The sequence below is a fragment of the Hyalangium sp. genome (genome assembly GCF_045802625.1).
GTDB lineage: Bacteria > Myxococcota > Myxococcia > Myxococcales > Myxococcaceae > Hyalangium.
In genome coordinates, this window is sequence record NZ_JBJMQP010000147.1 from 72,458 (window position 1) to 98,125 (window position 25,668).

The window sequence follows — 25,668 nt, forward strand, 5'->3', positions numbered from 1 at the left end:
CTCACTCTTCGATGAGGGGCAGGCGCACCGCGAAGGTGGTGCCCTTGCCCAGCTCGCTGTCCACCTCGATGCGGCCCTTGTGGCGGTTGACGATGGCGTAGCAGATGGACAGGCCCAGGCCCGTGCCCTGGCCGGGGGGCTTGGTGGTGAAGAAGGGCGTGAAGAGCTTCTGGAGCGTCTCCGGCTCCATGCCGCGCCCCGTGTCGCGGATCCGCACCACGGCCTCGTTGCCCTCGCGCCGCGTGATGATGTGGATCTCCCCGCGCGGCTCGATGGCCTGTGCGGCGTTGAGCAGCAGGTTCATGAAGACCTGGTTGAGCTGCGTGGGGAAGCACTTCATGAGCGGCATGGGCCCGAAGTCCAGGCGCATCTGGCACTTGTGCTTGAGCTCGTGGCGCAGCATGCGCAGCGTCACCTGCAGCAGCTTGTTGAGGTCCGCCTGCTGGGGCGTGCCGGCCTCCTCGCGCACGAACGTCTTGAGATCCTGGATGAACTCGCGGATGCGCGCGGTGCCCTCGCGCGTGTCCGACAGCAGGTCATCCATGTCCTGGAGCAGCTCCTCCAGGCGCTCCTGCTCGCGAAGGATCTTGGCCCGCTCCAGCAGGGCGGCCACCGTCTCGGGGATCTCGGCGCCCAGCTCCTCCTCCGCCTGCAGGTAGAGCTCCAGCAGCCGCCGCAGGACGGAGATGTAGCCGCCCAGCGTGGCGACGTTGCTGGAGACGTAGCCCACCGGGTTGTTGATCTCGTGGGCGATGCTGGCCGCCATCTGCCCGAGCGAGGCCAGCTTCTCCGACTGGATGAGCTGCGCCTGGCGCGACTCCAGCTCCCGCGTTGCCTGGAGCACCCGCTCCTCGAGCTGCTCCTGCTGGCGGCGCCGCTGGTCCTCGAGCAGCTTGCGCGCGGTGATGTTGCGCACGATGCACAGGCCCTCGTCCGGGCCGCTGGGGACAACTCGCGCCTCGTACTGGTGGAGCCCGAAGGGCATCTCCATGGAGAACTCGAAGATCTCCAGGGCGCTGTCGTGGGTGACGCGATGGAGCGCCGCCCGGAGGTTGGCCACCAGGCTCTCCGGCAGGGGCATCGCGTAGAAGTTCTGGCCGGTGATCTCCTCGGGGGTGGTGAAGATGGGCTCAATCGCCGAGGGCTTGAAGCCCAGGCAGACGCCGTCCACGCGCACCCGGAAGATCATGTCCGGGATGCCCTGGATGAAGGCCTGGAGCTGCTCCTCGGCGCGCTTGCGCGAGCTGATGTCCGAGTTGGTGCCCACGATGCGCAGGGGGCGGCCTTGCTCGTCCCGCGCCACCACCTTGGCCCGGCCCAGCACCCAGACCCAGTTCCCGTTCTTGTGCCGCAGCCGGTGCTCGAGCTCGTACATGGGGGTGCGCCCCTCCATGTGCTCGGCCAGCCGCCGTTGGATCTCGGCGGACTCGTCGGGGTGGCAGAGCTGCCTCCAGAACTCGACGGTGCACTTCGTCGTGGGCTCGTAGCCCAGCATGGTCAACCAGCGGGGGTTGACGGTGACTTCGTCCGTGCGCAGGTCCCAGTCCCACAGTCCATCCTCGGCGCTCTCCAGGGCCAGCCGGAGCCGCTCCGCGCTCTCGGCCACCTGCTGCTCCAGCCGCTTGCGCGCGGTGACATCGCTCTCGATGGCGACGAACTGGACGAGCCGTCCCTGCGCATCGTGCACCGGCTGGATCTCGATGAGGTTCCAGTAGGGCCGGCCGGACTTGCCGTAGTTGATCAGCTCGACGGTGATGCCCTCTCCCCGGCTCAGGGCCCGGCCCATGGCCTCGATGCTCTTGCGGTCCGTGTCCGGCCCTTGGAGCAGCTCGGCTGGCTTGCGGCCCACGGACTCCTCCAGGGAGAAGCCGGTGATGCGGGTGTAGCCCTCGTTCACCCATTCGATACGCCCCAACGCGTCGGTGATGATCACCGCGTTGTCGGTGCGGGCGGCCACCAGGGCCAGCTTCTGCATCTGCGCCTGCTGGGCCAGCAGGGCTTGCTTGCCCAGGCGGCGGCGCTCGGCGTCCCGGGCCGCGTAGAGCAGGGTGCCGCAGGTGGTGAGCACGGGCTGCAGGAACTCGAGGAACGACGCGTCATAGCCCCCAGGCCGCAGGCCGAGCCCCACCCAGCCCACCACCGCGCCCTGGAGCTTGAAGGGCAGGCCGATGAAGGGCCTTGGGACGGACGCGTGCGGCTTCTCACTCGGGAGGGACTCGCCGGGGCGTGGGAGCAGCACCAGCTCTCCCGTGGTGAGCGAGGAGCCCACGAGCGTTGGGAGCTCTTGCGCCGCGTCCGGCCAGGAGAAGGAGGCGTGGAGCTGGAGCCGCGGCGGGCCCTCGGGGGAGGCGGCGGCCTCCAGGAGGGCGCCCCGTTCACTCCGCGTCACCTCGACCATCAGCCCCAGGAGCTGCTCGAAGATGGGCTGAAGCTCTCCGTGGGTGATGAAGTCCGCCTGCACCTGGGCGAGCGCCTTGAGCATGCGCCGGGTGGACTCGAGCTGCTCTTCCAGGGGGAGCGCGGAGGCGGACGGAGGGCGCGTCGAGGACGGGTCCTGCGCCTGGGCATTGGCCTGGGGAGAGGGGGGGGGCATTGAAGAGTCCCGGCGGGAGCCGTGACTTTAGCTCAAGAACGTCCTTCCCACCTGGATCACATGGAGTGAAATCCGAGGAAAGAACCAGGACTGGACGGGATAGGGCTGAACCTTCAGCTAGGCTCACCGGCCTCGAACAGGAGGCCCGAGATGCGGTGGCTGTCATGGATGGCAGGAGTGGTGCTGATATTGGGGACGTCTCCCTCGCTCGGACAGCAGGCGGGGGGAGAGGCACGTCGTCCCGTGGCGGCCGCCCCCGCGCGGGCCGAGGTTCCTGCCCGGCCAGCCGTGGATGCCGTGATCGACGCGCTCAGTCACGTCGTGCGCTTCCCCGAGGTGCTCATCTCGCCGGACGGGGCGCGCGTGGCCTGGGTCGAGACCGTCCCGAGTGAGGATGAGTCCCGTCCTCCCCAGCAGATCATCCAGGTGGTGGAGCGCTCCAGGCCCGGAGCCGAGCCCCTGCGCATCACGGCCTCCACGGGTGCGAGCCTGCATACGGAGGAGCAGCTCGCGTGGAGCCCGGATGGGCGGCAGCTCGCGTTCCTCTCCGACGCGGAGAAGGAGGATCAGCCGCAGCTCTATGTCGCGGACGTGACGAGCCGCAAGGCGCGCAAGCTCACCGCGATCTCCGGGCAGGTGAGCAGCCCCCGGTGGTCGCCGGATGGCCGGTGGATCTCGCTGCTCGTCATCGAGGGCTCCCAGGACGCCAAGGGGCCGAGAGGACCCGCCGCTCGCGAGACGGGCGTGTTGGGGGAGGACGCCGCGGTGAGGCGGATCGCCGTGGTGGGCGCGGCGGACGGGCGCTACCGGGTCGTCTCTCCCGCGGAGCTCTTCGTCTACGAGTACGCGTGGAGTCCGGACAGCCAGCGCTTCGCCGTGACCGCCGCGCCGCCCCCCGGGGACGCGCACTGGTGGGTGGCGCAGCTCTACACGGTGGCCGCGGATACGGGCGCGGCGAAGGTGCTCCACAAGCCGGGCCTCCAGGTCATCGAGCCCACCTGGAGCCCGGACGGAAATTCCGTGGCCTTCATCGAGGGGCTGATGAGCGACTGGGGCGCCAACGGGGGAGAGGTGTTCGTCGTGCCTGCTCGGGGCGGCGAGGCGCGCAATGTGACGCCCGGCGTGAAGCTGTCTCCCACGCACTTGTTCTGGCCGGCCCCGAAGCGGCTCCTCTTCAGCGGGCTTGCCGGGAGCGACGGGGTGGTGGCGGAGGTGGAGCCGGAGCGGGGCACCCTCACGGAGCTGACGCGCGGACCGGGGCGCTTCAGCACCAATGGATACGACATGGGCCTGTCGCTGGCGCGCGACGGAGTGACGAGCGCCGTCGTGCGCGAGTCCTTCACCCAGCCGCCCGAGGTGTACGCGGGGCCCATCGGGAAGTGGACGGCGCTCACCCATCGCAACGAGGCGGTGAGGAGCCCCGCCGGGCCCGCGCGCAACCTCACGTGGAAGAGCGACGAGTGGGAGGTCCAGGGCTGGCTGCTGGCACCCGCGTTCGTGCCGCCGGGGACTCGCGCGCCGATGATCACCGTGGCGCACGGAGGGCCCTCGTCCGGCATGTCCCAGTCATTCCAGGCGCAGGCCTTGATACTGGCGAGCCAGGGCTACTACGTCTTCATGCCCAACCCGCGCGGCAGCTTCGGCCAGGGCGAGGCCTTCGTGCAGGCCAACCGGCGGGACTTCGGGTACGGCGACCTGAGGGACATCCTGGCGGGGGTGGACGCGGTGCTCGCCAGCGAGCCGGTGGATCCGAACCGCCTGGGCATCACGGGCTGGAGCTATGGCGGCTATATGGCGATGTGGGCGGTGACGCAGACGCAGCGCTTCCGAGCGGCGGTGGCGGGAGCGGGCATCTCCAACTGGCAGAGCTACTACGGGACGAACCGCATCGACGAGTGGCTGCCTCCGTTCTTCGGCGCCTCCGTGTACGAGGATCCGGCCATCTACGCGCGCAGCTCGCCGATGAGCTTCATCAAGCAGGTGCGCACGCCCACGCTGGTGGTGCATGGCGAGCGGGACGCGGAGGTCCCCGTGACGCAGGGCCGCGAGTTCTACAAGGCGCTCAAGGCGCTCGGGGTGAAGACGCAGATGGTCATCTACCCGGACGAGGGCCACGGCTTCCGCAAGCCCGAGCACACCCGGGATCGGCTCCGGCGCACGGTGGCGTGGTTCGACACGTACCTGGCGCCCGCGCCGGCTCCGAAGTTGGAGGTCCCGAAGCGGTGAGCTCCGGCGGCTTCTGGGCGGCCCGGTGAAGACTGGCTCACGAGGCCGCCGGATCGACGGGCTCCTGCGGCGCGACGAGCGCCGTGAGGACATGGTCCCTCCAGTGCCCGTTGATCATCAGGAAGTCTCGCGCGTAGCCCTCCACCGCGAAGCCCAGCCGGCGCAACACCGCCGCGCTGCGCAGGTTCTCCGGCAGGTGGTTGGCCTGGATGCGGTGCAGCCCCATGGCGTTGAAGGCGTAGGTGCAGGCGGCTCGCAGGGCCTCCGTCATCAGCCCCCTGCCCTGGTAGCGGAAGTCCAGCCCGTAGCCCAGATCGCACGCCTGGAGCGGCCCGCGGCGGATGTTGGTGAAGCTCACCGTGCCAATCACTGGCGCCGCCGTCAGCGGCTGCTCGCGCGGCAGCAGGAAGAGCCGCAGCCCCACGTCATGCCGGAAGTCCTCCCGGTCCTGTGCCAGCCGCGTCCTCCAGTACATCAGCGTGAAGAAGGTAGGCGGGCGCGCCGGAGAGACGGGGCCGAGGTGCTCCGAGTTGACCTGGTGGTAGGCCAGCACGCGCCCGGCGGCATCGGCGGGCAGCATCGTCAGATGCAGCCGGTCTGTGGTCAGGAGGACTGGGGTCGGTTCGGACGACATGTCGGGCGGATCAGCGTAGCGCGGGGACCGGCACGAGGCCCATTCTTCTGCGGCGCCGCGCTCGCATACCACCCCGCCTGATCCGTGCCGAGGAGCGGATACCCCTTGCGGACTCAGTGGGAGCCGTTCTTCTGGCCGCTGCCGCCCACGCCCGTGCGGTTGTCCTCGGCGGGCGGGCGCTGGAGGACGATCTCCACCCGGCGGTTGTTCGCACGGCCCTCGGCCGTGGCGTTGCTGGCCACCGGGCTGTCCTTGCCCATGCCTCGCACCGAGATGCGATCCGGCGAGACGCCTTGCGCCACCAGGAAGTCTCGCACCTGCTCCGCGCGCCGCAGCGAGAGCTCCTCGTTGTACTCATCCGGTCCCTTCGAGTCCGTGTGCCCCTCGATGGTGAGCCGGTTGTCCGACTGCTTCAGCGCCTCCGCCACATCCCCGAGCCGGTTGCGCGCGGAGGGCAGCAGGTCCGACTGGCCCGAGGCGAAGAGCACGCTCCCCGAGAGCGTCAGCACCGTGCCTCGCACGTCCTCGCGCACTCCCACCCCTGAGCGCTGCAGCCCGGCGATCGCCTCGTTGGCCCGGCGCTCCGCCTCCTCCCGCGCCTGGCGCTCCGCCTGGGCCTGGGCCTGCGCCTGGGCCAGCTGCTGCGCCTGGGCCTCCGCCTCACGCCGCTGCTGATCCTCGCGCGCCAGCCGCTCCGTCTCCTCCTGCCGGCGCTGGGCCTGGGCCTGGAGCTGGGCCGTCTCCGCCTGGAGCCGCCGCGCTTCGGCCAGCTGCGCTGCCTCGTCCCTCATGCGCCGCGCTTCCGCGAGCTGCTGCTGCGCCGCGTTCAGCTCCGCCATCGCCCGCTGGCGCTGGGCCGCCTGCTCCGACTGGAGCGCCTGGGCGGCCACGGCCCGCTGCCGCTCGGCCACCACCATGCTCGCGTGCGCCTCGGCGATCTGCGCCTTGCGCAGCGCCACGTATGCCAGCGAGCGCGCCCGGGCCGAGGCGTTGTCATTGTCGTACGCGCGCTCGGCCTCCAGCAGCGCCTGCCACGCCTCGGTCAGATATCTCGGGCTCTCCTTCTGGACCGTGGGGTTCGTCGAGGCTTGCTGATAGGCCGCACGGGCCTCGACCAACTCCCGGGATGGCGGGACATGCGCGGCACACCCTGCCATCAGGGCGGCGATCCCCGCCCAGCTCCACACGCGTTGCTTCCACCGGTGCATGGCGCGTCTCCTCTTGGCCTACCGCGGGCTGCTGCGCAGCGCCTCAACCTGCTCCAACATCCGCCGCGCCTCGTTCTGCATCGGCACCGCCCGAGCCAGCGCCAGCGCCAACTGCGCATCCGCCGCCGCCTGCTGGAGCTGGAGATCAGCGGCCTCGTACCGGCCCTCGGCCAGCAGCTGTTGGCCTGTGGCCACTTGCTGCTGGGCGTAGCCCAGGTACGTCGCGGCCTCGGGCACCCGCGCCGCGCCCACCTCTTCCGCCGCGCGGACCGCGGTCTGGGACTCGGCCAGGTGCTCCGAGGGCACATCGGCGGAGATCCGCTTCGCGGCACACCCGGAGGCCATCAGCGCCAGGGCCGCGGCCATGAGCATCTTGCGCATCGTCCACCTCCGAGCCATGCGGTGGACGGACCCCCCAGGCTCCCCACCGCCTCGGGCAGAGTGTGTACGCCAGGGCAGGCCGGCAATCCGACTCGCGTGAGGACGCCTGCTCTCCGGGCGGCCGCCTCCTGCTCCCAGTTCACAAGTCCCCAGACAACAACCCCGGCGCGCTGGACATGGGGGGCTCGTCCAGAAGCGCTGAGGTAGCGGCGGAGCACCGGGAGCGGTACACCTCGGGCATATGCGCCTGCACCTCGTTGATGGGACGTATGAGCTGTACCGCGCCCACTACTCGCCCCGTCCGGGCCACAACGCTCCGGGCGGGCAGGATGTGAAGGCCACGGTGGGGGTCATGTCCTCGCTGCTCGCGCTGCTGCACGAGCCGGACGAGGCGGTGACGCACATCGCCGTCGCCTTCGACAACCCCATCCGCTCGTTCCGCAACGCGCTCTTCGCCGGCTACAAGTCCGACGAGGGCGTGCCCGCCGAGCTGCATGCGCAGTTTGATCTCGTCGAGGAGGCCGTGCGCGCGCTCGGCGTCACCGTCTGGTCCATGAAGGACCACGAGGCCGATGACGCGCTGGCCACCGCCGCCGCGCGCTGGGCCCACGAGGTGGAGCAGGTGCGGCTGCTCACCCCGGACAAGGACCTGGGCCAGTGCGTGCGAGGCAAGAAGGTGGTGCAGGTGGATCGGCGCCAACAGAAGGAGCTGGATGAGGACGGGGTGCGCGCCAAGCTCGGCGTCCTCCCCGCGAGCGTGCCGGATCTGCTCGCGCTGATGGGAGACGACGCGGACGGCATTCCCGGGCTGCCCGGCTTCGGTGAGAAGGGCGCCGCGGCGCTGCTCTCCGCGTATATCCATCTGGAGGCCATCCCCGAGGATCCGTCCAAGTGGACGGTGCGCCCCCGGGGCGCGGAGAAGCTGGGGGCCACGCTGCGCGAGCACCGTGAGGACGCGTTGCTCTACCGGAAGCTCGCCACCCTGGTGACGGATGCGCCGCTGAAGGAGTCCCTGGGACAGCTCGCGTGGGCCGGGGTTCCTCGCGCGCCCTTCGAGGCCCTGTGTGACAGGCTGGGCGTGACGACGCTCAAGTCCCGTCCCAAGAGATGGGCCGGCGCGGCGGCTCTCTGAGAGAATGACGCTCGCTCGCCCCGGGTTGAACACTGCCATGTCCACTCAGCTCAAGACGCCCCCCGCCGATGACTGGATCCCCTCGCTGGAGGACACCCCCTTCCAGCGGCTCGGGGGCGAGGAGGCGGTGCGCGCGCTCGTGGGGACCTTCTACGACGTGATGGACGCGAGCGAGCCGGCGCTCGCCGGGCTGCACGTGCTGGAGGATGGCAAGGTGAGCCGGGGCACGCGCGAGCGCTTCGGCCTGTTCCTCATTGGCTGGCTCGGCGGCCCGCAGCACTACGTCGAGCGCCACGGCCACCCGCGCCTGCGCATGCGCCACGGCCACGTGCCGGTGGACATCGCCATGCGCGATGCATGGCTGCGGTGCATGCACAAGGCCATGGACGCCCGGGGCGTCACCGGCGGCCTGCGGCGCTTCCTCGAGGAGCGCTTCGCGCAGACCGCCGACTTCATGCGCAACACCGAGGGCTGACGCGCCAGCTCACTCTTGGCGGTGGTAGCGCAAGGCGTAGCCGCCGTCCCACTCGTCGTTGGCCTCGTCGTAGGCCCCTCCCGAGAACCAGAGGTCCCCGTTGGGGAAGCCGTAGACCCCACGCAGGTCGACACCGTCGGCTCCGGAGGGCGTGAACGTGCTCCAACCGCCATCGCGCTCATGGCGGACGACCGTGGGTGAGTCGGTCGTCATGTACACGTCACCTTCCGGCGCGGCCCAGACGCTGAAGAAGTTGTACGTGGTGGCGGACACGGGCAGGGTCTCCGTCTGCCAGCCCGCATCCGTCCGGTGCAGCAGGCTGTTCGAGTCTCCCACGACCCAGACGTTGTCCGCGCTCGTGCCGTGGATGGCGTTGAAGCTCTTCAGGCTGGGGTAGAGCGTTGGCGTGGACCAGCTCCCATTGGGGGCGCGCTCGGAGATGGCGCCCGTGGAGTTCGGATCGTAGCCCACCGCCCAGGCCTGCCCCGACGCGACGCCCCACATCCCCCAGTAGCTGATGGCGTCGCTCGTGAGGGCGGTTCCCTCACCGACCCCCGCGTCCCACTGGTACAGCTCGGGGCCGGCGATGAGGATCTGGTTGGGCGCGGGGCTCCAGGCTCCACGGAGTTGTCCCAGATCCGGTCCCGCGTTCTGGTCCTCCCACTGCGATCCGTTGAAGCGCAGGATGGTGCCCGCGTTCCCCACGGCCCAGACGTCCGAGGACGACGTGCCCCAGAGCTTGTACAAGTAATAGTCGTAATCGGCAGGGCCGATCTTCCCATGGGTGAACTGGCTGCCGTTCCAGTAGGCCGAGTGCATGAACTGGCCGACGAACCAGACCTTGTCCGGCTCCGCGCCCCAGACCGAGAAGAGCGCGGTGCTGCCCGGCGTCTTGTAGGTGCCCATGAGGCACAGCCGGTTCAGGCAGGGGCCCCCGTCCGGCGTACCCGAGTCCGGCACTCCGTCATCCGTGGCGCAGTTGCCGCCGTCCGCCACGCAGTCCTTGAAGTCCTTGTCGAAGTCGAAGCAGCCCGTGCCCAGCAACACGAGCGCCAGCGCGAAGCCGAGGCAGGGAACGAGGCGAGAGGCGCTCATGGCAGGACTCCAGTGAAGCCCACGGTGAGGTGCTCGCGCCCCACCATGGCAACAGGGGTGACGGGCGCCGACGGGCCGCCCAGCAGGTACATCGTTGCGCCGGTGAGCAGCCCCGCCACGCCCAGCCCCAACCCCACGCGCGAGGCTGTCTGCCAACTCTTGCCCGAGTCCCGCAGATCCTTCGCCGTCCCGCGACCCAGCCCCTGTGTCTGGGTCAGGTCATCATGGCGCTGGGCCGCCCGGTTATAGGCGAACGCGCCGAAGCCTACCGCCACCGCGCCTGCCGCCACGGGCACCCAGGCCCAGCGGCGGACCGTGCCTTGCCCGCCTGCCGCGGCTTCATGGAGCGAGGGCTCCAGCCGCCGCCCGAGCTTCGTCGCGGCCTCCGGGGCCATGCGCCGCGCGGCGTTCGTCAGCTCGTCCAGCAACGCCTCCTCTCCGTCCACGCGGGCCGAGTGCGCCGCCAGCACGGAGGCGTCCTTCGCGGAGATGAGCTTCAGCGTCACCTGGAACCGCTTGCCGTCCACCAGCGCCACGTCCCCTATCAGCATCGCGTCCACCCCCAGCGCCTTCGAGAGCTCCAGGACGCACCCGGTGTTGCCCTCCGCGCAGCCCATCAGCTGCTGCTGCCGGTTGAGCCCGATCAGGGCCTGCAGCTCCTTCTGCGTCACCACTCGCGCCCCCGCGAAGGAGAGCTGCTGCGCCAGGTGCTCCGAGTAGAAGGCGGCGGTCGCCTCCGTCATGCCCACGCCGGTGAGCCCCGGAGCGGCGACGTGGAGGATCTCCGAGGGTGTCTCCGCCCGGGCCTCCAGGGCGCAGAGACTCGAGACGAGCAACAGGGACACCGCGAGCGACGGCATGGGCTCTCCTTGAAACTGAGCCCCCCATCTAGCCTCACGTTCCGTCCCCGACAAGCGCGCGGCGCGCGGAGCCGCTCAGGTGTCCGGTCCGTCCAGCTCCTGAACGCCGAGCCCGCCGTGCTGGATCAACAGCCGGAAGGCATCGTCCGAGTGGGCCGCGCCGCGCATCTTCGTCACGCTGATGGTCCGCTCGAGCTTCTTGCCATGCCGCTGGTAGTCCAGCGCGATGATGGCATCCGCGATCGTCGAGAGGAACGGGACGACGATCTTGTCCTCGTTCATGTCGCTGACCACCTGGGTCAGCAGCGCGCTCCGGCAGTGATCGCGCACCAGCGAGGCAAAGCCGACCATGAACTGGCGGAAGCCTCGCGGCGAGGTGGAGTGCGAGACGGAGGAGATGCTGTCCAGGACGATGAGCGAGGGCTTGAACTCCTCCAGGCTCCGGCGCAGCTCCACCAGCAGATCCTCCGGGCTGGTGGCCTCCGGGTAGCGGCACTCCAGCAGGAGCTGCCCCTGCTGCACGAGCTCATCCATGGGCAGGCCGATGCTCGCGAAGTTGCGCAGCAGCATGGGCCGCGTCTCCTCGAAGCCGTAGTACGCCACGCGCTCGCCGCGCAGCGCTCCGGCGCGTGCGTACATGCCCGCCAGCGTCGTCTTCCCGCTGCCGGCCGGGCCTCGCGCCATGATGATGGAGTCCCGGAGCCAGCCGCCGCTCATCATCGAGTCCAGCCCCTCGAAGCCGCTGGAGAACCGGCTGGTCTCCGCGGACTCGCGGGAGGGCTGGGTGCCGAAGGGGAAGACAATGAGCCCCTTGTTGGTGATGGTGCACGGGTACTCGCCCTTCTGGTGGGCGCTGCGCCGGTACTTGTGGACCTCGATGGTCCTGCGCCGGCGCTCATTGTCGATGAGGTTGCGCAGCACGAGCACCGCGTCGCAGACGAAGTCCTCCACCCCCAGCGTCGTGCGCGGGCCGTAGTCATCCGGCGCCTCGGCCGTAACGACCGCCGTCAACGCATGCTTGCGGAACGCATCCACCAGGTGGAAGAACTGGCTGCGCAGCCGCTCCTCGGACGGGCGGGGGCTGAACAGCGCCGTGGCCGAGTCGAGCACGAGCGCCTGGGCCCCGAGCTCCTTGGCCACCATCTCCACGCGGTGGACCATGGCCCCCACGTCGTAGTCGCCCGTGACGATGGTGGTGGTGTCCGGCGTCCGGGTCAGGTCCGCGAAGCGCAGCATGCCCCGGGCCACCAGGGCCGAGGTCTCGAAGCCCAGGCTGTCGCCGGAGTCGATCAGATCCTCGGGCGCCTCCTCGACGGCGAGCACCACCGTCTTCAGGCCCGAGCGGGCGAAGTTGCTGGCCAGCTGCAGGGCCAGGATGCTCTTGGCCGCGCCGCTCTTGCCGGTGATCAGCGTGGTGCGTCCCTTGGGGAGCCCGCCGTACGTCACCCGATCCAACCCAGGCACCCCGGTGGGCACCTTCACCACTGGACTCATTTCTTGTGCTCGACTTTCGCGTCGCTGAGCAGATCAGCCACGGCCTGGACGTGCTCCAGCGTGCCCAGCAGGTACACGCGCGGCTCGGGGTTGCGCTTCACGAGCGTGGGCGTGAACGTAATCCGGTCCTCGTCGAACGAGGCCGGCTTCTCCTTGGACAGGTCCACCACGCGCAAGTCGATCTGCGTGGCTTCATACCCTTCCAGGAGCTTCTGGAGGTTTCTGAGGGCTCTGAGCGAGGCGGTGGAGGCCTCGCTGATGTAGAGGATGAAGCCGATTCGCTTCGCGCTTTCCAACTGACTGTGCCGGTCCAAGGTGACTTCGAGGTGGGCCTTGGCCTTGGCGAGCTCCTCGTCTCGCACCGGGGCGAGAATCTCACTCAGCTTGGCCAGGAGCTTGTCCACGTCCACCGGCTTGCGGATGACACGGTAGGCGGTGACATCGTCCAGCCGCGAGGCGCCCGTGAGGATCAGCGACTCGCACTTGAGGATGCCCGCCTCGGCGGCCTGGGTGAGCATCCGTCCGCCGTTGAGGTCCGGCAGGTTGTAGTCGGTGATGACGAGGTGGAACCTCTGCGAGCGCAGGAAGGCCAGGCCCTCCGTGGCGGTGGACGCCACCGTGACGCGGTACCCGGCGGCCTCCAGCACCTCCTGGAGAGCCTCCTGGATGTCCGGATCATCCTCGACGTAGAGGATCTGCAACCCAAGAGAGGCTTCGAGAGCGCTCTTGGCTGAAGCGGAGGAGAGGGAGGTTGCTCCGGCTTCAGGTTTCTGAGGATCAGTTGACACCTGGGGGCCCCATACCTTTGAACCGGGCACGGGCATAGCACTGAAGTACCAGGCGTGGTCGTCGTTGGGAGCCCAACTGTGCGGTGGCCGTGTCTAGAAGCGCACGAAGAGGCCCGGGCCGGCGGCCAGGGAACTCTTGTCGTGGCCCGTGGCCAGCACTACCGGTACGGGCACGGCCTGGAAGTCGGCCCGGCGCACGTTGTCTCGCTCGGTGGGCACGCCCGGATCCGAGGTCAGCAGGAGCGTGAGGGCGAACGAGGTGACGATGCCCGCCATCGCCGTGAGCGGCACGGTGGTGCCGTCAGCGAGGACGGAGCCGAGCCAGAGCATGCTCGCGCCCACGCCGAGCGGCACCAGCGTGAGCTTCACCACGCGCCCGGGATCCACGTCCAGCTGGGAAGCGAGCAGGGCGCCCAGGGCCATGCCCGCCGCGGGGGCGACGAACGTGGGCGTCAGGTTCACGTCGCCGCTGCCCGAGGCGTCGATGATGGCCTGGGTGAGGCCGGTGAGGGTGAACGCGTAGAGAGACATCATGCCCACGAGCGCCGCATCCCCGGTGCTCACATCGCCCGGGCCGGAGGTGAGCGCCAGCACGCTGACCACGCCCAGCTGCGTGGTGGCCAGGGTCAGCCACGCGGTGTTGCGCGTGGACATGTCCGCGTTGAGGCCGACGGCCAGGCCCGCGGTGAAGCCCGCGGTGGCCGCGCCGGAGATAAGGAATGACTCGTTGCGCTCGACGGGGACGTAGTACTGGTAGAGCGTGGCGGCGGTGCCCAGCATGAGGCCCGTCACCATCGCGCCTGTGTAGGCCCTGCTACCGCGATGCTCGTCCGGGTGATCAGCGTCGTAGCTGTGCCCGATCATCGCACCGCTGACGATGCCGCTGATGACCTCGGTGAAGCCGAGCAGCGGCCCGCCCGGGCCCGCCGAGAAGCGGCTGTAGCGCACCGCGCGCTCGCCCGGAGACTCGGAGGGGCCCGTGGCGCCCGGCGTGGCCGAGCTCGGCGGAGGCGGCGCGGGCGAGAGCGTCGGCGGAGGCGGCGGAGCGGTGGGGGCGTCGGGCTGCTGGGCGCGGGCCACGGTGGCGACAAGGCTCAGCAGGATGGCGATCGACCTCATAGGGGGTGTTCCTCGAAGCGGATGGATTCCCATCTTTCCTGTTTTCAGTATCCAACAACACTCATTTGTACGGCGGGTCAGAATTGGATCGACAGCCCGGGGCCTACCGCGAGCCCGGTGTTGTGACGGCCCGCGGCCAGCACCACCGGAACAGGCACGGCCTGGACGGTGCTGGCGGAGCGCTCCTGGGGCTCGTTGGGATCATGAGTGAGGGCGTTGGCCACGGCGATGAGGAAGTACGTGCCGGCGACGGTCCCGAGCACCGTCTTGGCGACGACGACTTCATCGGCCAGCCGCGCGCCGAGCAAGAGCGCCGTCAGGCCCGCGCCGAGCGGATACAGGGTGAGCTCGAAGGCGCTCGAGGAGGACAGCTCCAGGGGGATGGCGAGCAGGCCCCCCAGGGCCATGCCGGCGGCGGGCGCCATGAGGACGGGGACGTAGTCGTAGCGCTGCTGGGTCTGCTTGGCGTGGATGTACTCGATGAGCCCCGCGAAGACGAAGCCGTAGAGGGACATGGAGCCCACCAGCCCCGCGTCTCCGGCGCTCACGTCTCCGCCGCCGGAGGTGAGCACCAGCACGCTGAGGATGCTCACCTGGGTGGAGGCGAAGGCGAGCATCGCGCGGTCCTTGTCGTTCAGGTTGCGCGAGTTGGCCAGGGTGAGGCTGGCCATCAGCCCCGCCGTGGCCGCGCCCGCGGCGAGCATGCCCTCGCGGCGGCCCACGGGGACGAAGTACTGGTACAGGGTGGCGACGGTGCCGAGCGCGAGCCCGCCGACGATGGCGCCCGTGTAGCCATCGCTGCTCCGCACGTCGCGGGCGATGTCGAACGCGGAGCCCAGCATCGCGCCGGTGACGAGGCCGGCCAGGCCCTCGGTGAGGACGAGCGTCGGGCCGCCCGCGCCGGCGGAGTAGCGGCTGTAGCGCAGGGCGCGCTCCGCGGGGGACTCGGCGGGGCCGGTGGCACGGGGAGGCGGCGTCCACTCGGGCGGGCTCGGCGCGGGGGCGGCGCGCGGCGGGGGCGGTGGGCTCGGAGGCGTGGAGGCGGCGCGCGGTGGAGGAGGTGGCTCGGCGGCGGGCGCGGAGTGGAAGGTGGGCGTGATGAACTCGTCCTCGGGGCGGGAGGGCGCCTGGGACGGAGGCGGCTCCTCCCGAGGCGCGGCGGTCATCGGCGGAGGCGTGAGGAGCTGTTCGGGCGGGGCCGCGGGGGCTTGGGAGGGCTGGGCAGTCGCGACCGCGGAAGCAAGGCACAGCAGGACGACAGTGGCACGCATGAGGGCTCCAGTGGCCCTATCTTCTCCGCATCCTCAGTGCCGAGGAAGGCGCCGCTCATGGTGCCATGCGTCAGAGCGGATCAGAGCCGCATGGGCTGTGCATGCCGGTGCACAGCAGTGCGGTGGGCCTTTCGCGGGCGCGGAGGGGGTGTGGGCCTCGCCCCCTGGCGCAGGGGCAGGTCCGCCACCGTCTTCACGTCCCACACGAGCCCCAGCCACTCCAGGATGCGCACGGCCCAGAAGCCCGGATCCGGCTGCCTCCAGCCTATGCCCATCTGCGCCGAGCGGGGGTAGGCGTGGTGGGTGTTGTGCCAGGACTCGCCCATGCTCAGCAGCGCGAGCCACCCCGTGTTGCGCCCCTGCTCCGCGGCGCCGGGCAGCTCATAGGGCTGCTCGCCCGAGACGTGGCTCACGTAGTGGATGGCCCAGAAGCCATCCTGCGTGAGCGCCAGCCGGACGAAGAGGCCCCACGCGACGCAGGCCGGGCCGCCCACCGCGTACAGCGCGAGGGCCAGCGGCACCTGGAGCCACAGCCCCGCGCGCTCCAGGAGCTGGAAGAGCGGACGCTCGGCCACGCGGGGATCCACCGGCGGATAGAGGGAGGGATCCGGCGCGTGGTCGTCGAAGAAGAGCGCGTACGCCATCGCCTGGGGGAAGCTGACCTGATAGCCGAAGTAGGCGGGGCAGTCCGGCTGGTTCTGGTGGTAGTCGCGCCGGTGGTGCATGCGGCTCATGCCGAGGATGCCGCCCAGGCCCGCGAGCGAGCCCACCACGGCGAGCACCGCCTCCACCGCGCGAGACGTCTGGAAGCCGCGGTGGATGAGGCCGCGGTGGAAGCCCACCGAGACGCCCAGGCACATCGTCACCGCGAGCAGCCCCGTGGCCACGGCCACCGCGCTCCACGAGAAGAAGAGCGTGCCGCCCACGAGCGCTCCCGTGTGGATCAACGCCCAGCGCAGCACCTTGCTCTGGTTCAGCCGCGTCTCGCCCCCTGCTGCGCGCCTCGCATCGCCCATGGCCTCCAGCTCCTTTCGAGTGGAGGCCATCGCAAGCGCCCTGCCAGCGGATGGGCGCCGTCATTCCGGGCACTTGCGGCCCGGGAGCGGCTCTACTGTCCACGGTGTCGACGGTGGACTGTCAACGCGGGAGACGGTCGCCAGCGCGCCTGAAAGCCAAGAAATACCTGCCTTGACGGTAAGCGCCCCGAAACTGTTAGATGCCACTCCAGAGGCCAGCTCAGTTCTTCGGGGGTATGCATGCTCGGTGGAGCATGTCGCGTTTTATGTGAGGAGATGTTTTATGCGATTTTGCCATAGTGTATCCCTGATATGGCTGTGGCTGGCCGGGTGTACGAGCCAATCGGAGATAATCGCCACAAACGAAAACTATGGCGAAAAAGACGGCGGGGTCTGGGTGCGGGGTCCTTGGGGTGCGGTGAAGCCCTCCAAAGATATTGATGAGGTCATTGATCAGCTCTGTCCAGCCGTGATGGCATTGCCCAGAGCAACATTCGGCGATTATGGCGCAGAGTATTGTGGCATCATCTACTCTCTTGAGGACGGAACCTATTACGCCAGCCATGCTTCTCCGCTGGGAAAAGATGTGAGGCTTCATCAGTCCAGGCGCAAGCAGTGTCAGGTGCCCAATCAGGTTGTCGACTCGCGAGGCCAGCCTGAGTTTGTTGCTGACTTTCACGGTCATCCTTGGGCGGGTTCCGAGATGTCGCAGTGGGACATGAAGGCAGCAAATCAGCTCTACAGTATCCGCGTCCAGTTTGATACGGAATGTCGGGTGTTGAAGCTGATTCCGTATAAGAAGGAGGATCGGCCAGGCGAAGTCTACGCGAGGGAGGGGAAAAGCTGGAGACTCGTCGGGGTCATCAAGCCTGAGCACAAGGCCGATGGAATCATGACGCCTGTCGAAAGATGATTTGCAATCCGCGGTCGTCCTCGCAGAAGCAGGAGAATTCCATGAACCGCAAACTGTTGCTGCTGGCTTGCCTGATGTTACCCGCTTGCGCGCTCTTCCAGCGGCCTTTTCGCCCAGTTCGTGCTCCACCGGAAGAGGCAGCTCAAATCAAAATCCCGATGGCACTTCCGGAAGAGGGCCAGCAAGTCATCCGTGGGCCGATGGCTGCTGCAATTCAGCTCGCCATGGATGATTTCCTTCCCCGAGAATTGAAACTGCCGCGCGATGCAAGCCCCGAAGATATGTGCCTGCACTCGCGCGAGTCCTACGACGTGTTCGCGGCGCCTGGACCCGAGGGTATTATCTTTGTTCGCCTCACTCTAAGTCCCGAGGCTTGCAGGATGAACGGGATCCTCCTCGATATGGAAGCAACATACGCGATTGATGTGAAAGGCTGGCGTATCCTGCGCATCAAGGATTAGCCTGGATCATGAGAATTGGGTTTGCGCTGGTATGCTTGAGCTTGCTGAGCGGGTGTTCGTTGCTAGGATATTATAAACTTCCGAAAGCAGAGCGGGCGCCTCCAGAAGAGGCCGCGAAAGTAAAATTCCCTGATTCTTTTGAACACGGGATTGCTATCGATGGACCCATGAGGGCCGCGATTGAGGTGGCCATGAATGACTTCTTGCCGCCCGGCGCGAAGGTCAAACTCACCGAGGGCTACAAGCCCTTGGAGCAGTGCCTGTCGAGCAGAAGCACCTACGATGTCGTGGCGCTGAGGTCCGAGGAGGGCATCTTCTTTGTCAGCATCTTCCCCGTGATGGCGCGATGCCACCTCCAAGAGACCCTGCTGGACGCTGGCGCCGTCTATGCCGTTGACGAGAAAGGGCGCATCCTGGACGTGCACTGATCGCTCACCGGGTGGGTGAGCTTCCCACCCAAGAAGCCGCCGGAGTTCTGAGCGAGCGCCCCCGGGCCGCGGCCTGTCCAGCCTCCGGTGGTTCGGGCAAGAAATAGTTTCCCGGTGAGCGCCGCCCGGCGAGCGCCTGCGCGGAAGCATGGAGCCCCCGGAGCCAAGGTGGTTATCTTCCGGGGTATATGAAAACTTCACGCTTCTTCCGTTGGACGTTGGGTCTCGGGCTGCTCGCGGGCGGAGTGGTCCTGGCGGAACCGCAGGATGCGGTCATCTCCGTGAGCCTGCCCACTGCTTCCTACAATGTGAAGCTCACGGGCAAGGACATCATCTCCCAGGCGATGCAGCTCAGCCACTCTCCCAAGGAGATGCGGGGCCGCGTCGGTGAGAGCCCCACGGTCATCACGTTCAAGGACGGCGAGGCCAACGGCACCATCGGCGGCGCCGTGGTCAAGCTGAAGATCAAGACCGAGGGCAAGACGGTCAAGGCCGAGGGTGGCTTCGGCGGAGGCCCGGTGGAGCTGACCTACAGCCCCACGGAGCTCACCGTCTACATCCACGACTGCACCTTCCGGCTGAAGAACGACTCCGAGGGCTCCTATGTGGGCCGCCGCAGCTGTGACCGCGCCTACCAGCGCGACACGGAGGTGTCGCTCCCCGAGGTCTTCCAGCAGCTCAGCCCCGCGGAGCAGGCCACCCTGCTGCTGCTGACGCTGAGCTGAGCTGAGGGAAGCGCTGTGGACGTGGGGCCGCTATGGCTTCACGTCCGCGCGCCGGTGGAAGCCGATCCCCGTCGGAGTCCCCACCGTCACCTGGCTCTGCCACGGGAAGACGACGGCCAGCGCCAGGCCCGCCAGGCCCACCAGGGCGTAGATGAGGCGGGCCAGGGCCGAGGTCTGCTCGCGGGCCCCACCGCCGAAGATGGCGTCGACCAGATTCCAGTTGAAGAAGCCGATGAGGCCCCAGTTCAAGGCGCCGATGATGGCCACCGCCGCCAGAAACTTGATGAAGCCGCTCATGCGCTCCGTGCTCATGCGTTCCATGATCATGCCTCCGCTTGCCCAGCAATCAGGCAGTACTGTCAGGCGGCATTGCCCGGCAGAGGCCGGATGCCTCCTGACATGACAACGGTGTGAAGTGCCGCCCGGCGCGGCTTGGCCGCTGTGCCGGACTGCCGCATGCCGGAGGAGCCCTCGGCGCTCCCTCAGCCGTGTTGGCGAGGCAGCTCCACCGTGAAGATCGAGCCCACGCCTGGCTGGCTCGCCACGTGGATGTGGCCGCCCATCGCCTCGACAATCTGCCGGGAGATCCACAGGCCCAGGCCGAAGCCGCCGTAGTTACGCTCGGACACCGCCCGCTCGAAGCGGTTGAAGAGGCGGGAGAGATCCTCCTGTGCGATGCCGATGCCCCCGTCCTTCACGGACAGCCTCACCCGGTCGTCCAGCGTCTCGGTGAACATCTGGATGGGGTTTCCCCGGCCGTACTTCACCGCGTTGGACAGCAGGTTCGTCACCACCTGATCCAGGCGCAGCTTGTCCCACTGCCCCGTCGTCCCCGCCGAGAGCTGGAGCCCGAGCGCCGAGCCCGCGCGGGAGAGCTCCGGCTCGAAGCGCTCGGCCACCTCGCGCGCCAGCGCCGACAGCTCCATGGGCTCCGGCTGGAGCTGCAGCCGGCCCGCGGAGATGCGCGACACATCCAACAAGTCGTTGATCAGCTGCGTCTGCCGCCGCACCTGCCGGTCCACCGTGTCCAGGGCGCGGCGCAGCCGCTCCGGGGTGGGGCCCGTGGGCGAGCGGGCGAGCGTGGCCTGCAGGCTCTGCACCTGGAGCTGGAGCGCGCTGATGGGCGTCTTCAGCTCGTGGCTGGCGATGGAGAGGAACTCCTCGCGCAGCCGGATGGCCTGCTGCGCCTCGCGGTAGAGCCGGGCGTTGTCGATGGCGAGCGCCGCCTGCCGCGCCAGCTCCTGGGCGAGCGCCAGGTCCTGCGCGTCATACAGGCGCCGCGTGGTGCTGAGCGACAGCACCCCCAGGGCCTGGCCGCGCACCATCAGCGGCACGCGCAGCGCGGCCTGGGGATGGGGCTTGAGCTCCGAGCGCAGCTCCGGCTCACCGGAGGCGATGATGCGAGCCACCGCGGCCAGCTCGGGCTCTCCCGAGCTCTCGGGCCTGGAGCCCCCGTGCGCGGAGGCCACGCACCGCAGCTCCCCGTCCTCCTGCAGATAGATGGAGCAGATCTCCGCCCACGAGGGCACGGCCAGCCGGGCCACGCGCTCGAGCGTCACCTCGTCATCCAGGCTGCTGGCCAGCTCACTGCCCGCGCGGGCCAGGAAGCGCTGGGAGTCCTCCGCGCGCTTGCGCTCGGTGATGTCGGTGACGACGTAGACGCACTGCACCTGGCCGCTCGCGTGGCGCACCGCCGAGGCCCACAGCGCCACGTCGATGACCCGGCCGTCCTTGCACTGGCGCCGCGTCTCCTGGCCCATGAGCGGCTCGCCCCGCGCCGCGCGCTCCAGGCTCTCACGGAACTCCGCCTGCTGGTCCTGGGGGACGGCGAGCAGGGAGCGGCCGAGGGCCTCCTCCGACGTCCATCCGAAGATGCGCTCGGCGGCGGAGTTCCACAGGCGCACCGTGCCGTCCTGATCCATCAACAGGATGGCGGCGGGCGAGGCCTGGATGATGGCGGACAGCGTCTGGTGGGCCTCGCGCACCGCGGCCTGGGCCTGCTGCTGTTGCTCGAGCAGGCGGGCGCGCGCCAGCGCCTCCGCGGCGGGGTGGACGAGCAGCTCCAGGAAGGCGCGCTCGTCCGCGTCGAAGCGGCGAGGCTCGGTGAAGCCCAGCACCAGGGCTCCCAGCGTGCGCCCCTCGGCCTTCAGCGGCAGGCAGGCCATGGACGGCGTCTGGGCAAAGCCCGTGGAGCCCTGCTGCTCCTCGAGCGCCTCCATCCACACCGGACGGCCCTCGCGCAGGGCCTCCATGAGCGGCGCGCCCATCACCAGGGGCAGGCGCTGGAAGCGCTCCACCAGCTCCTGCGGATAGCCGAAGGTGCGGACCAGCCGCGCGTAGGCGCCATCCGGCTCGATGAGCCACAGCCCTCCGCTGTGCGCTCCCACGGCCGCCACGCCATGGTCCACGACGATCTCCGCCACGCGCGTGGGGGTGAGCGCCTGGGACAGCTCGGCGGTGACGGCCTGGAGGCGGGTGGTGCGCTCGGCGGCGCGCTGGGCGTTGGCGCGGGCGTGCTGCTCGGCGGTGTAGAGCTGGGCACGCTCCAGCGCCTGGGCCGTCTGGTCCACCAAGTCCTTCAGGAAGGCGCGCTCGTCCCCGGTGAAGGTCCGCGGCGCCAGGAAGCCCAGGGCGAGCACCCCCACGGCCCGCCCCCGGGACAGCAGCGGCAGGCAGGCCACGGCCTGGACGGCCAGGTCCGCGCGCTGGAAGGTCGCCGGGTAGCGCGTCACGAGCTCCTCACGGGTCTGCACCCACACGGGAGTGGCCTCGCGGTAGCTCTGCGCGGCGGGCAGGGGCGCGTCGCTCGGAAAGCGGGACAGGTGCTCCAGGGTGCCCTGCGGCAGGTTGCGGCTGCCGAGGATCTCCAGCCAGGACGGAGCCTCGCTCGGCACGGTGACAATGCCTTGCTCGGCGCCCAGCGCGTCCATGGCCTCGCGCATGGCCACCCCGGCCACATCCGCCGGGGTGACGGCCTCGGACAGGGCCGCGGTGGCGCGCTGCATGCGCAGGATGCGGTTGGCGGCCACCTCGGCTTGCTTGCGGGCCAGCCGCTCGGCCTCGTAGGCGCGCGCCACGTCCAGCACCACCGCCGAGCGGTCCGCCACCTCCTGGAGCAGCATCCGCTCGGTGTCCTCGAAGGGACGCGCGCCCAGGCCTCGCGCCACCGTCAGGGTGCCGAGGATGCGCCCGCGCGCGCGCAGCGGCAGCACGAGCAAGTCACTGAACGGGAAGCGCTCGGCGGCCATCCGGAAGGTGGGCGCCACGGCCCGGCGCAGCACCTCGGGGGGCAGCGAGGAGAGCAGCAGGGACTCGCCCTTGCGCACCACCAGGGCGGACAGCCCCTCATCCGCCCGCTGAGGCCCCGCGGTGAGGGACTGGAACAGCTCCCGAGTCGTGGGGTCCGCGTGGGCCGTGCCCATGGGGTGCAGCCACAGGCCATCCTCGGACAGCAGGCGCACGCCGCACGCCTGCCCCAGCAGGGGCACCACGAGCGCGCAGATCCGCTCGAGCACCACGGGCGCCTCCAGGCTCGCGTCCGTGAGGACCTTGGAGGCCTCGGCCAGCAGGGCAAGCCGCTCCTCCAGCCCTAGCGGACTGGACTGGTAACGCTGCGTCGGACTGGAGCTTGCCGAAACCATTCCGATGAGGCCCCCGAAAAACGGCGATCGCACATGTGAACAACGGAATGAGCAAAGGTGATCAACCTCCTTTCGTACAAAGGTTGACAGGCATACAAGAGAGCACTTGGAGGCACACCTACCGACGTGTCGACTTCCACTCGGGCTGGAAAGCGGAGCCGTTCGGTGTGGGACCGAGTTGCTCCTGGCCCGGGTTCGGCTAAAGCGGGGGCCGTGAACACGACCACGGAAGCTTCCTCGCATCTTGCCCAGGGGGCTGAGCCCCTCAAGCGAACCGCCATGCTGGCGTTGGGAGCGCTGGGGGTCGTCTACGGGGACATCGGCACCAGCCCGCTGTACGCGCTGCGAGAGTGCTTCAGTGGCCCCCATGGCATCCACCCGACGCCGGACAACGTCATGGGGGTGCTGTCGCTCATCTTCTGGGCGCTCATCACCATCGTCTCGGTGAAGTACCTGCTGTTCGTCATGCGGGCGGACAACCGGGGAGAGGGAGGCATCCTGGCGCTGATGGCGCTGGTGATGCACCGGCCTCGGGGAGCTCGGGCGCCGCACCCGGCGCGGCCGGTGCTGCTGACGCTGGGGCTGTTCGGCGCGGCGCTGCTGTATGGAGACGGACTGATTACGCCGGCCATCTCGGTGCTGAGCGCGGTGGAGGGCCTGAGCGTGGCCACGCCCGTCTTCGAGAGCTTCATCATCCCCATCACCCTGGTGGTGCTGCTGGTGCTCTTCCTGGTGCAGCGGCACGGCACGGGCGGCATCGGCATCGTGTTCGGGCCGCTCATGTGCGTGTGGTTCTTGACGCTGGCGGTGCTGGGCGTGGCGGAGCTGGTACACAACCCCACGGTGCTCTGGGCGCTGTCTCCGGTATATGCCGTGCGCTTCTTCATGGCCAACGGGGGGCAGGGCTTCCTGGTGCTGGGCGCGGTGTTCCTGGTGGTGACGGGCGGCGAGGCGCTCTACGCGGACATGGGCCACTTTGGCTACAAGCCCATCCGCTCGGCGTGGTTCATGCTGGTGCTGCCGGCGTTGATGCTCAACTACCTGGGGCAGGGCGCGCTGCTGTTGAGGGACGCGGAAGGGGCGCGCAACCCCTTCTACCTGCTGGCGCCGGGCTGGGCGCTCTATCCGCTGGTGGTGCTGTCGACGGTGGCCACGGTGATTGCCTCGCAGGCGCTCATCTCCGGCGCGTTCTCCATCACCCGCCAGGCGATGCAGCTGGGGTACTGCCCGCGCATGGAGGTGGTGCACACCTCGGCGGAGGAGAAGGGGCAGATCTACCTGCCGGGCCTGAACTTCATGTTGTTGGTGGGCGTGGTGCTGCTGGTGCTGGGCTTCCGCACCTCGAGCGCGCTGGCGGCGGCGTACGGAATTGCGGTGACGGCGACGATGGCCATCACCACGGTGCTGTCGTACGTGGTGTTCCGCGAGCGCTGGAACGTGCGGCGGGCGGTGGCGCTGCCGGTGGCCGGGCTGCTGCTGGCGGTGGATGTGTCCTTCTTTGGCGCCAACGCGGTGAAGATCGCCGACGGCGGCTGGTTCCCGCTGGCGTTGGGCGTGGCGATCTTCACGCTGATGACGACGTGGAAGCGCGGGCGTGAAATCCTGGCGGCCAAGCTGCGCGCGGCGAGCATGGACCTGAAGGACTTGCTGGAGAGCTTCAAGGGCGAGCACGCGCCGTTGCGAGTGCCAGGGACGGCGGTGTTCATGACGGGCAACCCGGAGGGCTCGCCGCCGGCGCTGCTGCACAACCTGAAGCACAACAAGGTGCTGCACGAGCAGGTGGTGCTGCTGACCATCCTCGCGGAGGATGTGCCGCACGTGGTGGGGGACGAGCGGGTGGAGGTGAACCCGCTGGAGCAGGGCTTCGTGCGAGTGATCGCGCGCTACGGCTTCATGGAGAACCCGAGCATCCCGGACATCCTCAAGCGGGGGCGGGAGCAGGGGCTGCAGTTCCAGCTGATGAGCACCTCATTCTTCCTGGGGCGCGAGACGCTGATTCCGGCGAAGAAGCCGGGGATGCCGGTGTGGCGCGAGGCGCTGTTCTCGTGGATGAGCCGCAACGCGCGCAGCGCCACGGCGTTCTTCCGCATTCCGCCCAACCGCGTGGTGGAGCTGGGCACGCAGGTGGAGCTGTAGGCGTCAGGCCTGGCGGGGCTACCGTGCTGCGCGGGCGGCTGCCTCCACCACCCGGCGCGCGATGGCTCGGCTGATGCGGTGGCCGAGCTTCAGCTCCACGTCCATGTAGATGGGCGAGCTGTTCAGCTCCAGGAACACGAAGTCCTTGCCGCGCTGCTTGATGTCAATGCCCGCGAAGATCAGCCCGCACGCCTTCGCCGCCGAGCGGCAGAAGCGCTGGATGGGCTCGGGCAGCATCACCTCGTGGTACTGCGCCCCTCCGCCGCTGTAGACAGGGTCATCCCGGAAGTCCAGGTGCTGCGAAGGGGTCTCGATGGCCACGCACGAGACGAGCTCGTCGCCCACCAGCATCACCCGCAGGTCATCTCCCGGCACACGCTCCTGGAAGATGACCGGCGAGGCCGTCACCGCGCCCAGCCGCTCCAGCGCCTCGGCGTCCAGCGCCCGGGTGACGGCTCCGCCCAGCACGGGCTTGTAGATGACGTCCTTCACCTCGGCGTGGAAGGCGCGGATGGCCGCCGGATCATTCGAGATGAGCGTGCGCGGCACCTTCGCTCCCAGGCTGCGCAGCGCGTGGAGCTGGTAGGGCTTGTATTGCAGGGCGCTCGCCACGTGCGGGCCGTTGAGCAGCGTGGCGCCCCGGTGCGACAGCTGCAGCAGCCAGGACATGAAGTACGCGGCGCGCTCGCGCGTCTGGGTGAAGTGGGTGAACCAGTCCTCGTAGAGCACCAGCGAGTCGTCCTTCTTCATCGCCGGCACGTAGGGCGAGGGCACCGAGCGCACGTAGAAGCCCCGCACGTCATCCACGGGCTTGCCCAGGTAGAAGGTCTGCCCGTCGAGCATCGACAGCGGCTGGCCCTCGTCCAGCGCGCGGCTGTCCACGTACAGCGAGTCCGCGCCGAGCGTCGCCGCCTCGCGCGCCACCGCGGCGCACTGTGGATCCGCGCCATCGCCGAAGATGCCGATTCGCATGGTGCTGTCCCCCTCTGGGCTGAAGGCTTCCGCCCCAGGCAAGCAGGACTCACCTTCCGCGTATAGATGGGTGGGTGGCAACCCAGCCCCCGCACTTCTG

The 25,668-nt window shown here is 69.2% G+C and carries 22 protein-coding genes; 8 read left to right on the top strand and 14 right to left on the bottom strand.

Features of this window, described 5'->3' with window-relative positions:
- Nucleotide 1: 1 nt before the first annotated feature.
- Nucleotides 2–2,593, bottom strand: a complete 2,592-nt coding sequence (locus ACJ8AT_RS26895) for a PAS domain S-box protein (protein WP_407740732.1) — start codon at nt 2,591–2,593, stop codon at nt 2–4.
- Nucleotides 2,594–2,743: 150 nt separating this feature from the next.
- On the opposite strand from ACJ8AT_RS26895, the gene ACJ8AT_RS26900 reads away from it, so the two are divergent.
- Nucleotides 2,744–4,819, top strand: a complete 2,076-nt coding sequence (locus ACJ8AT_RS26900; protein ID WP_407740733.1) for a prolyl oligopeptidase family serine peptidase — start codon at nt 2,744–2,746, stop codon at nt 4,817–4,819.
- Nucleotides 4,820–4,856: 37 nt separating this feature from the next.
- Here the strand turns inward: ACJ8AT_RS26900 and ACJ8AT_RS26905 are convergent, their stop codons facing one another.
- The 3 genes from ACJ8AT_RS26905 to ACJ8AT_RS26915 form a co-directional block, all read right to left on the bottom strand.
- Entirely contained in the window at nt 4,857–5,453 is a 597-nt protein-coding gene (locus ACJ8AT_RS26905) for a GNAT family N-acetyltransferase (protein ID WP_407740734.1), read from the bottom strand.
- A gap of 113 nt (nt 5,454–5,566) precedes the next feature.
- The gene (locus ACJ8AT_RS26910; protein WP_407740735.1) at nt 5,567–6,661 is read right to left on the bottom strand and encodes an OmpA family protein; all 1,095 of its coding nucleotides are present in this window, start codon (nt 6,659–6,661) and stop codon (nt 5,567–5,569) included.
- Between the two features lie 18 nt (nt 6,662–6,679).
- Nucleotides 6,680–7,042, bottom strand: coding sequence for a DUF4398 domain-containing protein (locus ACJ8AT_RS26915; RefSeq protein WP_407740736.1), 363 nt, complete (start codon nt 7,040–7,042; stop codon nt 6,680–6,682).
- A 241-nt stretch (nt 7,043–7,283) separates the two neighbouring features.
- On the opposite strand from ACJ8AT_RS26915, the gene ACJ8AT_RS26920 reads away from it, so the two are divergent.
- Nucleotides 7,284–8,174: a 5'-3' exonuclease H3TH domain-containing protein gene (locus ACJ8AT_RS26920; RefSeq protein ID WP_407740737.1), complete on the top strand. Its 891-nt coding sequence runs from the start codon at nt 7,284–7,286 to the stop codon at nt 8,172–8,174.
- A 37-nt stretch (nt 8,175–8,211) separates the two neighbouring features.
- Nucleotides 8,212–8,649, top strand: coding sequence for a group II truncated hemoglobin (locus tag ACJ8AT_RS26925; RefSeq protein ID WP_407740738.1), 438 nt, complete (start codon nt 8,212–8,214; stop codon nt 8,647–8,649).
- A gap of 9 nt (nt 8,650–8,658) precedes the next feature.
- On the opposite strand, the gene ACJ8AT_RS26930 is transcribed toward ACJ8AT_RS26925, so the two are convergent.
- From ACJ8AT_RS26930 to ACJ8AT_RS26960, 7 genes are all read right to left on the bottom strand, one after another.
- The gene (locus tag ACJ8AT_RS26930) at nt 8,659–9,744 is read right to left on the bottom strand and encodes a hypothetical protein (RefSeq protein WP_407740739.1); all 1,086 of its coding nucleotides are present in this window, start codon (nt 9,742–9,744) and stop codon (nt 8,659–8,661) included.
- On the bottom strand, nt 9,741–10,604 hold the full coding sequence (locus ACJ8AT_RS26935) for a hypothetical protein (protein WP_407740740.1): 864 nt from the start codon (nt 10,602–10,604) through the stop codon (nt 9,741–9,743). The genes ACJ8AT_RS26930 and ACJ8AT_RS26935 overlap by 4 nt, the downstream gene beginning before the upstream one ends.
- Nucleotides 10,605–10,679: 75 nt before the next feature.
- Nucleotides 10,680–12,098, bottom strand: coding sequence for a circadian clock protein KaiC (gene kaiC / locus ACJ8AT_RS26940; RefSeq protein ID WP_407740741.1), 1,419 nt, complete (start codon nt 12,096–12,098; stop codon nt 10,680–10,682).
- Nucleotides 12,095–12,799 carry a response regulator gene (locus ACJ8AT_RS26945; RefSeq protein WP_407740742.1) on the bottom strand — a complete coding sequence of 235 codons (705 nt, stop codon included), beginning with the start codon at nt 12,797–12,799 and terminating at the stop codon, nt 12,095–12,097. The genes kaiC and ACJ8AT_RS26945 overlap by 4 nt, the downstream gene beginning before the upstream one ends.
- 180 nt (nt 12,800–12,979) lie before the next feature.
- The gene (locus ACJ8AT_RS26950) at nt 12,980–14,005 is read right to left on the bottom strand and encodes a hypothetical protein (RefSeq protein ID WP_407740743.1); all 1,026 of its coding nucleotides are present in this window, start codon (nt 14,003–14,005) and stop codon (nt 12,980–12,982) included.
- Between the two features lie 77 nt (nt 14,006–14,082).
- On the bottom strand, nt 14,083–15,276 hold the full coding sequence (locus ACJ8AT_RS26955; RefSeq protein ID WP_407740744.1) for a hypothetical protein: 1,194 nt from the start codon (nt 15,274–15,276) through the stop codon (nt 14,083–14,085).
- Nucleotides 15,277–15,356: 80 nt separating this feature from the next.
- Nucleotides 15,357–16,322, bottom strand: a complete 966-nt coding sequence (locus ACJ8AT_RS26960) for an acyl-CoA desaturase (protein WP_407740745.1) — start codon at nt 16,320–16,322, stop codon at nt 15,357–15,359.
- A gap of 253 nt (nt 16,323–16,575) precedes the next feature.
- Between ACJ8AT_RS26960 and ACJ8AT_RS26965 the strand changes: the two genes are divergently transcribed.
- From ACJ8AT_RS26965 to ACJ8AT_RS26980, 4 genes are all read left to right on the top strand, one after another.
- Nucleotides 16,576–17,205: a hypothetical protein gene (locus ACJ8AT_RS26965; RefSeq protein ID WP_407740746.1), complete on the top strand. Its 630-nt coding sequence runs from the start codon at nt 16,576–16,578 to the stop codon at nt 17,203–17,205.
- 41 nt (nt 17,206–17,246) lie between these two features.
- Complete coding sequence (locus ACJ8AT_RS26970; RefSeq protein ID WP_407740747.1) at nt 17,247–17,666, top strand: hypothetical protein; 420 nt, start codon at nt 17,247–17,249, stop codon at nt 17,664–17,666.
- 191 nt (nt 17,667–17,857) lie between these two features.
- Nucleotides 17,858–18,094 (top strand): hypothetical protein, encoded by a 237-nt coding sequence (locus tag ACJ8AT_RS26975; RefSeq protein WP_407740748.1) that lies wholly within the window; start codon nt 17,858–17,860, stop codon nt 18,092–18,094.
- Between the two features lie 188 nt (nt 18,095–18,282).
- On the top strand, nt 18,283–18,819 hold the full coding sequence (locus tag ACJ8AT_RS26980) for a hypothetical protein (protein WP_407740749.1): 537 nt from the start codon (nt 18,283–18,285) through the stop codon (nt 18,817–18,819).
- 30 nt (nt 18,820–18,849) lie between these two features.
- On the opposite strand, the gene ACJ8AT_RS26985 is transcribed toward ACJ8AT_RS26980, so the two are convergent.
- The gene (locus ACJ8AT_RS26985; RefSeq protein ID WP_407740750.1) at nt 18,850–19,140 is read right to left on the bottom strand and encodes a DUF378 domain-containing protein; all 291 of its coding nucleotides are present in this window, start codon (nt 19,138–19,140) and stop codon (nt 18,850–18,852) included.
- Nucleotides 19,141–19,301: 161 nt separating this feature from the next.
- On the bottom strand, nt 19,302–22,460 hold the full coding sequence (locus tag ACJ8AT_RS26990; RefSeq protein ID WP_407740751.1) for a GAF domain-containing protein: 3,159 nt from the start codon (nt 22,458–22,460) through the stop codon (nt 19,302–19,304).
- Between the two features lie 279 nt (nt 22,461–22,739).
- Here ACJ8AT_RS26990 and ACJ8AT_RS26995 point away from each other — a divergent pair, with 279 nt between their 5' ends.
- Entirely contained in the window at nt 22,740–24,596 is a 1,857-nt protein-coding gene (locus tag ACJ8AT_RS26995; protein ID WP_407740752.1) for a potassium transporter Kup, read from the top strand.
- Nucleotides 24,597–24,614: 18 nt separating this feature from the next.
- On the opposite strand, the gene ACJ8AT_RS27000 is transcribed toward ACJ8AT_RS26995, so the two are convergent.
- Complete coding sequence (locus ACJ8AT_RS27000; protein WP_407740753.1) at nt 24,615–25,568, bottom strand: RimK family alpha-L-glutamate ligase; 954 nt, start codon at nt 25,566–25,568, stop codon at nt 24,615–24,617.
- Nucleotides 25,569–25,668: the final 100 nt, after the last annotated feature.